The sequence below is a fragment of the Streptomyces sp. NPDC058872 genome (assembly GCF_042743065.1).
GTDB lineage: Bacteria > Actinomycetota > Actinomycetes > Streptomycetales > Streptomycetaceae > Streptomyces.
On sequence record NZ_JBHYMK010000072.1, the window covers coordinates 1 to 11,790 of the forward strand.

Consider the following 11,790-nt stretch of genomic DNA (forward strand, 5'->3'; position numbering starts at 1 on the left):
GCCCCCGACCGGTTGGTCGGGGGCTCCTCCACACCAAGGATCAAACGGGTGGGTCACGTCGACAGGCGGTGGAAGCCGCCGCCGAAGTACACCAGCGGGTCGTCCTTCTCCTCCCGGCCGGCATCGACCACCGAGCCCAGGAAGATCGAGTGGTCACCACCGTCGTGGACCGCGACCAGACGGCATTCCAGCCATGCCTGCGCGCCGAGGAGGACAGGAACCCCGGTGCACTTGCCCGGTACGGTGTCGACGTCCTCGAACTCGCGTCGGCCGCGCGGCCTGCCGTGATCCGCGAAGTACAGCGCCACGTCGCCCTGTTGCCCGGAGAGGACCGAGACCGCGAAGGCTCCTTCGTCCCGTATGACGTCGTGGATGGCTGCCGTGCGGACCACGCACACCAGGATCAACGGCGGTTCCAGCGAAACCGAGGTGAAGGCGTTGGCCGTCATCCCGCGGGGGACGTCCCGGCCCGCCGTGAGCACGGTGACCCCCGTGGCGAAACGCCCCAGGACACCGCGCAGTGCGGAGGTGCCACGGGTCGGGGTGCGATCGGTGGCGGTCATCCCTCAGCCCCCGTTCGTCAGGTCGGCGAGCTGGCCCGCGGTCCGCTGCGCGGTCACGTAGGGCGCCAGCGCCTTCCGCAGCGCCTCGGGGACCCGCGACGGGCGGGTGTCGGAGTTCGGGCCGCGCATGCAGGCGATCCGTTGCCGCCCGCGGGCGACCAGGTTCTCGGACCCGTCGGCGCCGACCCGTACGTAGTCGAAGCTGAAACCGATCTGGGTCTGCGTCAGATCGTCCAGGCGCATCCGGATCGAGAGCTCGTCGAAGGCCGAGATCTCCGCGAAGAACTCGCAGTCCACCTTCAGGGTGAACAGCTTCAGGTCCTCGCGGATGTCGGCCAGCACCTCCGGAGCCCGCTCCTGTAGGAACATCTCCCGGCAACGCCCCTGCCAGCGAAGGTAGTTGACGTAGTAGACGTTGCCGACCAGGTTCGTCTCCTCGAAACCCACCAGATGGCGGTACTCGTAGTACGGCTGCATGGTCAGTGGTTCCTCTCCGTCGTCCGGGCCATCAGGGCGAAGACCACGGGTGCGTCGACGCCGTCCAGCGACGTCGCGAAGGTGACGATCCTCGCCTCTCCGGAGCGCAGTGCCACCCAGTGCCCGTCCGCGACGGGCACGGCGTCGGCCGTGATTCCGGTCAGCGCACGGCCGTCCTTGCGCAGGCACTCCACCGCACCCCACACCCTGGTGGCCGCCAGGGAGAGCGGCTCCCCGCGTTCAGCGGCGAGCAGCCGGGCCAGGGCCGTGCACTCCGGCCCCAGCAAGCCCGTCCATTCCTGGTCCGTACGGGCCTGAGCGACTTCCACGTCACAGGCGACCGGAACCTCTCCGGTCACCACGAACGTCACACCGGCACCGTGCGAGGCGGAGACGTGCGGTCCGCCCTCGACCGCGGGCTTGCCGTCGGGGCGGTACGTCACCGGAGTCTCTTCGCCCAACGCCCAGCCGACCGCCTTCGCGGTCCGTTCCCGCCGCGAGGCCACCCCCTCGGCGACGCCCTCGTCATCGGGGCGCACCACACAGCGCACGGGGACGGGCAGGACCCGCTCCGCCCGACGCTCCAGATAGGGGCCGAGCAGGGACGGCTCCCAGGGACCCGTTCCGTCCTGCTTGCGCACGGCCCGGAGGCGCAGCCCCTCCCAACGCTCGACCAGCCGCCCGGCCTGGTCCCTGACGTCGAGGTCGTAGACGTACGTGTCGCCGTCGCGGAAGCGCTCGGCCGCGTGGAGGACCACCTTCTTCTCTCCGCGCACCGCATCGGGGTCGCTCAGGTGGAGCCGCTCGACGCTCACCGGAAGCAGGGTGGCGTCCGGAACGCAGCACTGGATCGAGTGCATCAGCGCATCGCGCGTTCCCGGGTCGGCCAGGAGCAGATCGGCAGGAAGGTGACGGGCGAACCAGGGGGCGACGGCGCTGTTGGAGATCTCCCCGACGCATCCCTTCGCCGACAACTGTCGGTATCCGAGCAGGCGTTGGAAGCGCATCCCCTGGAAGAGCACCGGTCCGTACAGGTCCCGGGCCGGATCCAGCGGTACGCGCGGCGCGCGCTCGGCGAGGGGCAGGGGGGCTTCGTCCAAGGGCTCCGGTCGGTCATAGCGGAGTACGGCGCGGAAGTGGTCGGCCTGGAACCCGGTGTCGCTGCTGCGGATCACCGCCTCCACGGTGCCGACGTTCCTCGCCAGGACGGCGACCCGGATGGTGGTCTGTCCCTCCTTGGGAACGACCACCGGCCGCAGGAACTCCACGTCCTCCAGGGTGGGCGCTCCGTCGAGTCCGGTGAGGGCCGCCGCGGCCTGGGCCATGGCCTCCATGCCGAGGACGGCGGGGAAGAGCAGGTCCCCGTCGAGCTCGTGGTCCACCAGGTACGGGTCGCCGGAGGCCGAGAGGTCGGAGTCGACGACCAGCTCGATCCCCGGATAGTGCGCCCGGGGCCGGTCCACGAAGCGCAGCAGCGGCAGTTCGGACTCCTCCAGGGTGAGCGTCGGCAGACCGCCGGCACGTCCCATCACGACCAGGGCGGTCGGCGTCCGCGGATCCGCGATCAGCTCCTTCAGCAGGGCCACGCCTTCGTCGGTGGGAATCGGTTCGATGCCCTCCCGCACCAGCGACTCGAGCACGCCGAGCCGTTCGCCCATGCCGGCCCCCGACCACACCGACCATTCGAGCGCCAGGCAACGGCAGTCCGGGAAGTCCTCCTGGACGCGGTGCGTCAGATCGGTGAGCCAGTCGTTGGCGGTGGCGTAGTCGGCCTCGCCGCGCAGCCCGGCGCGGCCGATGATGCTGCCGAAGGTGACGAGGAGCCGCAGCGAAGCCGGGTCGGTGGCGGCGAGCACCGTGTGCAGTCCGGTGATCTTCGGGGCGAGGGTGCGCCGGAAGGACGACTCGTCCAGGTGGGCGAGGGCGTGCGGCTCGTTTCGCCCCGCACCGTGCAGCACCGCCGTGACCGGGCCGAGGGCGTCGCGGATCTCGCTGACCGCCGCCTTGACCTCGTCGGCGGAGGTGACATCGGCCCGGACGTAACGGAAGTTGACTCCCGCAGCAGTCATCCGGGCGAGGTTCCCGGCGAGTTCGGCGTCGTCGGCAGGGTCCGAACGGCCGAGCAGGCCGACGCCGGCGCCGGTGTCCCGGGCGAGCTCAAGGGCGCACTCCGCGGTGATGCCCTTCCCGCCGCCCGTGACGAGCAGGACGTCCCCGGCGTCCAGGGCCGGCTGGCGGTCGGTCGCCCCGCCAACGGCCGCCGGCGTCGCGGACACCGGCAGGGGACGCAGCACCGGAACGGTGCGGAGGTCGTCCTCCCCGTACACGACCTCGCTGAACCCACCGGTCGCCGCGACGTCGGCGACGATGCGGGGCACCAGCTCCCGCACCCGCCGGTCCGACTGCCGGTCCGGCAGCGACAGGGTCACCACGGTGGTCTCGACGTGGGGAGCCTCCAGGTGGAGGGTCTTGGCCAGACCTGCTGCTCCACGGCGGTCGCCGACCGCGACGAAGCGGGACGGGCCTTGCCGGGACAGCGCGGCACGGGCGGCTGCGATCATCAGCCCCGCGTGCTCCTCGGAGCAGTCCCGGGGAAGGCAGAGCAGTACGCCGTTGCCGAGTCCCGCGGCGCCGAGCGCATCGTGCAGCGCGGCGGCGAGCGGGTGTCCTTCCGGGGCGAAGAGCTGCCAGTCTCCGCCCCGCACCGGGGTGGCGGTGGTGGCAGCGGGGGCACGATCCGTCGGTACGAGGTCGAGGGCGAAGGCCCGCACCCAGGGGCCGACGCCCTGGACCGTGCGCGCCGGCTCCGCTCCGCCCTCTTCCGTTTCTGCCAGCTCGTCCAGGAGCCCTGCCAGCTCGACGAGCGTCGAGGTGGCGAAAGCCGTCGTGACCAGTGGTGCGGTGAGGCCCAGTTCTTGGGAGGCCTGGTTCATGATCTGCCCCACCGTGATGGAGCTGAGGTGCAGTTCGTCCAGGGGGTTGCTGTTCGGGTTCACCGCCGCGACCGGGAGTTCGGCCCGCTCTGCGGCGAGGCGGAGCAGCACGTCGAGGCTGTTCTCCGCACCGGGCGCACCCGCAGGGGCGGACGGGACCGCTTGGGCCGTGGGGGTGCCTTGCGGTGCGGGGGTGGGTGCGTTGCGGCGCACCTCGGCGAAGGAGAAGTCGCCCTCCGGAGTCGACTCGCAGGGGCTGGCGAAGAACTGGAACTCCTTGTCCAGCGCGAGCGGGCGGGTGAACCGGTCGCGGAACAGTTCCGCGTGCCGCACCGGCGCCCCCAGTGCGTACGCCGCGGCGAGGGCCGTGAGGAGGCCGGACAAGGAACCGCTGTCCGTGTCGAGCGAGACGACCGGAACACCGGGGGCGGTCTCCGCCGCGAGACCGCGGAGGATGTGCCCGGGACCCACTTCGAGCAGGAGGTCGGTGTCCGCCGCGAGGGTCTGCACGGCCTCGCTGAAGCGCACGGGGTCCAGCACCTGCCGGGTCAGGAGTGCCGGTACGTCGGTGTCCTCCGGGAGCACGTCCGCCGTCACGGTGGACACCGTGCGGCGTCGCAACGGCCCGAACGACCGGGTCGCCAGGTACGCCCCGAACGCCTGGGCCGCCGGGGCCACCGCCTCGGAGTGGAAGGCGTGCGAGACGTTGATCGCGGCCGTTCCCAGACCCTGGGCGGTCGCCGCGGCGCAGACCCTGCGCACGGCGTCCACCGGACCGGAGACCACCGTCTGCAGCGGGCTGTTGTACCCGGCGATCACGACCGGCTCGCCGTTGAGCAGGGGCTCGACGCGGGCCGCGTCCGCGGCGATGCCGGCCATCGTCCCGTCGCCGTCGCTCGCCTCCGCCATGACCCGGCCGCGCTCGCGGGCGATCTGCAGCAGCGAGGCCTCCTCCATGGCGCCGGCCCAGTGCAGCGCCGTGAGCTCGCCGAGACTGTGCCCAACGGCTCCTGTGGCCTCGATCCCCAACGAGGACAGCACGCGGAGCCCGGCGAGCGATGAGGTCACGATGCGCGGCTGCGCCACGGCGGTGGCCACCAGGTCTCCGTCGGTGGGCAGGGGATGCGCTCGGTAGAGTTCGTCCACCGCGGCGAAGCGGCGTCGTACGGCGCCGCCGTCGGCCCGGCGCCCCGCCCCCTGTCCCGGGAACAGGAAGCCGATCCGCGGGGTCGTTGCGGCGGTGCCGAGGAACACTCCGCCGGTCGTGTCGAGGACCGAACGCACTCCGGCGTCGAGGTGGGCGAGCAGTCGGGTGAAGCGTCGTTCGGTCTGCTCCGGGTCTGCCGCGACGACCGCCGCCCGGACGGGGCGCTCGGAAAGCCCTTCCTGGAGGGTCGCGGCGAGGTCGCCGATCTCGGCGAACGACAGTTTCGAGCTCAGCGCGACCACCCGGGCCGCCTTGCCGCGCAGTTCGGCGATGCTGTCCGCGTCGAGCAGCAACAGCTCCGCGTCCTGGCGCGACCGGACGAGCTTGCGGGTGACGCGGCCGACGTCGGTCTTGCGGACGCCGTCCGCGTGCTCCACCACGATGTGCGCATTGATGCCACCGAAGCCCATGGACGACACTCCGGCCCGGATCGGTGCACCCTCCGGCCACGTCTCCGCCTCGTGCGGGACGCGCAGTGCCGGCTTCTCACCGGTCAGTTCGGGATGCGGGTCGACGTGGCTGGTACCGGGCGGGATGACCTGGTGGCGCACCGCCAGGACGGCTTTGAGCAGTCCGGCGACGCCGGCAGCGGCCTTGGTGTGGCCGATGTTTCCCTTCACCGTGCCGATTGCGGCGGGGGCGGCGTCGGGGTCCGCGGCGCGACGGGCCTCGGAGAAGGCACGCAGCTCGGTGGCGTCACCGACTGCGGTGCCGGTGCCGTGCCCTTCCAAGTAGGCCACCGTGTCGATGCCGAAGCCGGCGGTGGCGTAGGCGCGTCGCAACGCGAGCCGGTGGCCCTCCGCTTCGGGACGGGTGATGCCGCCCTTTCCGTCGGAGGAGTAACCCCACCCCTGGATGCTCGCGTATCGGAAGCGTCCTTGCGCGAGGGCGTCCTGATTGCGCATCAGCACGAGCATGCCGCAGCCCTCGCCGGGCCAGAAGCCGTTGGACCCACGGTCGTAGACGCGCATTTCGCCGGTTGCGAGCGCCCCGGTCTTGGCGAAGCCGATGACTTCGAAGGGGTCGATGCTGAGGTCCACCCCGCCGACGACGGCGACGTCGAGCCGTCCGTCGGTCAGGGCGTCACATGCGGTGGCGACCGAGAGCAGGGAGGAGGAACAGGCACCGTCGACGGTGAATCCACCGCCCTTGAAGTCGAAGTGGTTGCAGATGCGTCCGGCGATGGTGTTGGCGAGGCCGCCGGCCAGGGTGTCTTCCCCGATGGGCGGGAACGGGCTCTTGTAGCGCTCTTCGAGCCGGTCCAGGAAGTCGGCCAGGGCAGTGTCGTCCCAGCCCTGTTCGCGCAGGGCGGCGCCGACCGTGCGGCGGACGTAGGGCCAGCGCAGCCGCATCAGGTTGGCCCGGCTGAACTCTCCGGTCAGCGTGTTGCCGATGATGACCCCGGTGTTGGCCCCGGCCAGGCCCTCCCCGAGCGGAAAGCCCGCGTCTTCGAGCGCTCGGGCCGCGGTGTCGAGCGCGAGCCAGTGCGTCATGTCGGTCGAGCGGAACGTGCTTCCCGCGACCCGGTACTTGACCCGGTCGAACTCGAAGCCGTCGATCACCGCGGCCTTGGCGGAGTAGAAGCGGTCGGGCGCGGTGGGGTCGGGAGAGTAGTAGTCCTCCGCCCTCATCCGCTCGTCGGGCAGCCGGCGGAAGGCCCGTCGTCCGGCCAGCACGTTGCGCCACAGTTCGTTCGGGGACGCGGCGTCGGGGTAGCGACAGGCGATGCCGACGACGGCGATGCGGGAGGGGTCGGAGGAACCGGGGTTCCGGGGGGATGGGGTCACGCGGCCACCGCCTCGCTCGTGGGGCTCTCGCCGAGCTCCGTGGATCGGCTCTGGGACGTATCGGACCGGGCCGTCTCCCGGGAGCGGCGCTTCTGCAGCAGGTGGGCGACCCACCAGCCGATGCCGCGCGCCGCACAGACCACCGTGACCGCGAAGAACAGCGTGTAGACGACGTTGAACAGCATCAGGACGCCGTACACCACGGCGACCGAGGCGCCGAAGACGAACTGGTTGCGGGGTTTCATCGGGGTGGTGCCGGGGTCGCTGATCATGTAGTTCGTGAACAGCACGAAGGCCACGCCGCTCATCGGGCCGAGCGCGGAGGCCAGGGCGACGTCCCAGAACTCGTGCCGGATCAGTGCCTGGATCACGAAGCCCCCGACCCAGCCGACGATCAGCGGGATCTTCTTGGTGAGCATCGAGTTGATCACGGTGCCGGCCATGACGATGATCAGCGGGATCGCGACGCGGAAGAAGGTGTCCGCGTTCTCCGTGAACTCGTACGGCGGTGCGATGCTCACCCAGGACCCGAAGCACACCAGGGCGAGCGTGATCCCGAAGTTGGACGGGTTCATGTAGTGGCGCATGCGACCGGCGATGGGGGCTTGGAGCACGTGCTTGCCCGCGACGCCGGCGAACACTCCGAAGAGCACCGGGAGCAGTTGGTTGTTGGCGTACAGCAGCATGTTGACGGCGATGGCCGTGATGTGCGAGGGCAGCAGGAACTCGTAGACGCCGCGCACTCCGTTGCCCAGGAAGCGCGGGGTGCGCCGCTGGGCCCAGGCGCTGAGGACCTCCAGGGCGATCTCGGTGGCGTAGGCGGCGAGGGCCGCGATGATGGGCCAGAGCCAGGGCTGTTCGAAGCCCAGCACGGTGTACCCGAGGATGTTGAACACGCTGATGGAGATCGCGAAGTTGCGCAGTGCGAGATAGCGCGGGTCGCGTGCGGGCCGGGACTCCGGCGGGGCCGGCCGTGCCGGTTCGGTCGGGGAAGCGGTGGGGGTGGTCATCGGCTCGCAACCTCCTGGGCGTCATCGGTCAGCATGAGCGCGTGCGTACCGGGGCTGAGCTCCTTGGTCGTCCGGTGTCGTTCGCCGTTCGTGTCCCGCCAGGAGAGCTCCACCGTCACCGGCTCCTGCTGCGCCCCCAGCCCGAAGTGCACGTCGAAGCTGCGGAATCCGCTGTGGCCGCCACCGCCGTCGAGCTGCGAGACGCGGGTACCGGTTGCCGAGGTGACCTTGACCGTGGCACCGTACGCGGGCGTCCCGGTGTTCTTGAGCCCCTCGCCCGTTCCCCGGGCGCCCTCGACGGAGGGTCGGTAGAGCTTCAGTTCCAGGTGGTTGCCCCGCTGGGGCGACATGTTGGCGTAGAAGGCCGGCGGCCCCCACTGTCGTGCGACGGCGAAGTCGAGCACGCCGGTTCCGGTGGTGTCGCCGGTGGCGAGGGCCCGGGTGGGGATCTTCACGTCGAGCCCGAGCCGCTCGCTGACGTTGACGTACGTGCCGCTCGCGTTCTTCGCGTAGAAGGCGAGGTGGTCGTCGCCGGCGATGTCGTCACCCGGCTGGACGTTGGGCCACATCGCCGGGTTGGAGAGCAGGTTGTCGTTGGTCATGGCCATCTCCTGGAGCCAGGGCCACCGGTTGATGTCGCCCTTGACGAATCCGGTGGTCTGGAGGATCGACAGCTCGCCCGAGTTGAGGAAGTCGGCCATCTTGGTGTCCCAGCCCCAGCCGCTCCAGGCCACTCCGTGCTCCTGCGCCTCCTGCTCGAAGGGCGCCTCGCCCGCGTCCAGTTTGCGGCGCATCTCCTCGGGGTCCTTGGCCTTGTTGATCCAGAGGAAGTTGCTCTCCTCCAGGCCCCAGGCGGCGGTGATGTTGCTGACCATCATGTCGAAGCTGCCGTTGTGGTCGACATCGGCGAAGTCGACGCCCATGCCCTTGAAGGAACCGTTGCCGAGCACGAACGACTTGGGCACGGTCGGCGTGCGCTTGCCCTTGGCCTCGGTGAACCTGATCCGTCCCGGCTCCGAGCGGTTGTAGAGCAAGTGGTCGTGGCCGAAGTCATTGGCGACGTAGAGTTCGTGCAGGCCGTCGCCGGTCAGGTCGGCGCCGGAGATCGCAAGGGTCCATCCGGTGGAGAGCCCGTACGGGATGGCGCCCCTCTCCTCGACGAAGGCAACGGTGGGCTCCGTGCCGGAGGTCGCCCCCGCCCAGCGCAGCACGTGGTCGCCACCGGCGTTCTTCGAAGTGGAGAGCGAGTCGTTCATCGCGACGTTGTCGAGTCCGTTCGGGTCGAGCACGTCCGAGTCGGGGAAGTAGTTCCCGATGACGAGCGACGGGTGACCGCTGCCGTCCAGGTCGCCGACGTAGACGGCATCGGTGTTCCAACGGGGACCGTGGTACCGGCCGTCGATCGACTGCGAGGGCACCACCTCGCGCGGGACGTACGCGGCCTGCGACGGCGTCGTGGCGCTCGACTTGGCCAGGAAGGCGACGGGGGTGCGGCCCCAGTACGAGACGAGCAGGTCCGTCCGGCCGTCGCCGTTGTAGTCGCCCGGTGTGCACCCCGTGGGTGCCATGGCCGAGTCCATCGGCAGCGGGGCGGCGTCGAGGACGAAGGGGGTGAACCGGTCGGCGGGCGGGGCGGTCGGCGTGTAGGTCACCACCACCTGGTCCGTTCGGGTGTCGACGATGCACATCCCGTCGGCCCTGCCGTGTCCGGTCAGGTCGTTGATCGCGATTCCCGCACCGACCGAGGAGACCCAGGACCGCAGCTTCTCGTACGCCGGATTCACCGTTCGAACGGTGTTCATGCGCTGCGCCTCATAGCCCGGGGGCATGGCGATCGGCATTTCTTTGAACGCGTACTTCGCCGCGGCCTGTTCACCGCCGGTAACGGCCACGGAAGTCCGCACCGCAAAGAACAGCGACGTGGCCACCAATACCGTCACCAGTCCGGGCGTGAGCCTGCGAAATCGCTCGCGGTGGATCACCGCTCTCTCCTCACTTTCGATCAACTGGGGCAATTGCTCGGCACTCAGTTCGCGTTCCGAGACTGGGATACGGCGGAACGTCTGGCTTCTCTGACGTTGCCCTCCGCCCGGTGTGGAGCACCGTCGACGGCAAGCTGGGCAAGTTCGGAGAAGTCGCGAGGTCAGGTGGCGGTGATGCTCGGTGGCGGAACAAGTCCACAGCCGGATCTGAGACTCCGAAGGTGTTTCATGACGCAGACGTACGACGACATAGTGGTCGGCTCCGGTTCGGCCGGAGCCGCGCTCGCGGCGCGGCTCAGTGCGGACCCGTCGCGCAGTGTCCTGCTGCTGGAGGCGGGGCCGGATTTCCCCACGGTCGACGAGACCCCACAGGACATCCGCAACGGCAGTGCGATGTCCCTGAGCGCGCACGACTGGAAATTCAGGGCGGAAATAAGTGACGGCCGCCGAATTCTCTATCCACGCGGCAAGGTCACGGGGGGTTCCTCTGCCGTCGGCGCCACGATCGCCCTGCGCGGCGTGCCCGAGAACTTCGCGGAATGGGTCTCCGCCGGCAACCCTGCCTGGTCCTGGGAGGACGTCCTTCCGTACTACCGGAAGCTGGAGGACGACCTCGACTTCGGCGGTGAGCAGCTCCACGGCAAGGGCGGCCCCGTGCCCGTCCGCCGCTGGCAGGCCGACGAACTGATCCCGGTCCAGAAGTCATTCGTCGAGGCGAGCCTGGCCATGGGCTTTCCCGAGGTCGCGGACCACAACGACCCGACGGCCACCGGCATCGGCCCGATCCCCTCCACCCGTAGGGACCCCGGCATCCGGTGCTCCACCGCCATGGCCTACCTCACCGAGGAGGTCCGCGCCCGGGAGAACCTCACCATCCGCGCACACACCCTGGTCCACCACCTGCTCTTCCGGGGCGACCGCGCCACTGGCGTGGCGGTTTCCACGAAGGGCGGCGCGACGGAGGAGGTGCACGCCCACCGGGTGATCCTGGCGGCGGGAGCGGTGAACTCGCCGACGCTGCTGATGCGCTCCGGCATCGGTCCGGCCGAGGACCTCAGGCGGCTCGGCATCGACGTCCGGTGGGACCGCCCCGGCCTCGGCGCCAATCTGATCGACCACCCCCGCACCGGTGTCTTCATGAGGCCGAGGCCGGGAGCGGTGGACACCACCGACCCGTTCCTGCAGACCATCGTCCGGACCACGGCGAAGGGTTCCACCGACTTCAACGACCTGCAGTACTACCTGGTGAGCCACTTCGACCTGACCATGTTCCCCGATCTGCAGATGCTGGCCCGGGGCAATGTGATCCTCGGCGTCATGGTGGTGGACCAGAAGCCCGAATCCCGTGGACGGCTTCGCTTGAGCACGACCGACCCGTCCGCGGCACCCGACATCGATCTCAACTTCCTGGCCACCGAGCGCGACCTGGAGAAGCTCGTCGACGGCGTGCGGACCTGCTGGGAGCTGGTCGGACATCCCGGCGTCCGGAGCCAGGGGGAGGAGGTCATCGTCCTGGACGACCGCCTCATCGCGGACGACGAGATGGTGCGCCAGTACGTCCGGGTGAGTCTGGACAGTGGCTACCACCCGGTCGGAACCGCCCGCATGGGCCGGGCCTCGGACGAGGGGGCCGTGGTCGACGAACGGCTCCGGGTCCACGGCACGGAGGGCCTCTACCTGGCCGACGCCTCGGTGATGCCGACCATCGTGAACTGCAACACCAACCTCACTTCGATCATGATCGGCGAACGCCTGGCGGACTGGCTCCTGGAGGGCTGAGGCAGCGCGGTCCGCACGGGCGGGTTGCCTTCGCGTCCCGCGCGGACGGCAC

General features: G+C 70.2%; 7 protein-coding genes. 2 read left to right on the forward strand and 5 right to left on the reverse strand.

The annotated features are described in order from the left end of the window. Positions 1-53: 53 nt before the first annotated feature. The 5 genes from ACFW22_RS31360 to ACFW22_RS31380 are packed head-to-tail and all read right to left on the reverse strand — an operon-like array spanning position 54 to position 9,779. Positions 54-563 (reverse strand): flavin reductase family protein, encoded by a 510-nt coding sequence (locus ACFW22_RS31360; RefSeq protein ID WP_386411204.1) that lies wholly within the window; start codon positions 561-563, stop codon positions 54-56. A gap of 3 nt (positions 564-566) precedes the next feature. Beyond that, the gene (locus ACFW22_RS31365) at positions 567-1,040 is read right to left on the reverse strand and encodes an acyl-CoA thioesterase (protein WP_386411207.1); all 474 of its coding nucleotides are present in this window, start codon (positions 1,038-1,040) and stop codon (positions 567-569) included. A 2-nt stretch (positions 1,041-1,042) separates the two neighbouring features. Continuing rightward, positions 1,043-6,967 carry an SDR family NAD(P)-dependent oxidoreductase gene (locus tag ACFW22_RS31370; protein WP_386411210.1) on the reverse strand — a complete coding sequence of 1,975 codons (5,925 nt, stop codon included), beginning with the start codon at positions 6,965-6,967 and terminating at the stop codon, positions 1,043-1,045. Then, positions 6,964-7,977 (reverse strand): enediyne biosynthesis protein, encoded by a 1,014-nt coding sequence (locus ACFW22_RS31375; RefSeq protein WP_386411213.1) that lies wholly within the window; start codon positions 7,975-7,977, stop codon positions 6,964-6,966. Before ACFW22_RS31375 ends, ACFW22_RS31370 begins: the two co-directional genes overlap by 4 nt. Further along, positions 7,974-9,779 (reverse strand): CRTAC1 family protein, encoded by a 1,806-nt coding sequence (locus ACFW22_RS31380; RefSeq protein ID WP_386411216.1) that lies wholly within the window; start codon positions 9,777-9,779, stop codon positions 7,974-7,976. Before ACFW22_RS31380 ends, ACFW22_RS31375 begins: the two co-directional genes overlap by 4 nt. A 25-nt stretch (positions 9,780-9,804) precedes the next feature. Here ACFW22_RS31380 and ACFW22_RS31385 point away from each other — a divergent pair, with 25 nt between their 5' ends. Further along, a complete protein-coding gene (locus ACFW22_RS31385; protein WP_386411219.1) occupies positions 9,805-10,053 on the forward strand; it encodes a hypothetical protein in 249 nt (82 codons plus the stop codon). A 134-nt stretch (positions 10,054-10,187) separates the two neighbouring features. Next, the gene (locus ACFW22_RS31390; protein ID WP_386411222.1) at positions 10,188-11,738 is read left to right on the forward strand and encodes a GMC family oxidoreductase; all 1,551 of its coding nucleotides are present in this window, start codon (positions 10,188-10,190) and stop codon (positions 11,736-11,738) included. Positions 11,739-11,790: the final 52 nt, after the last annotated feature.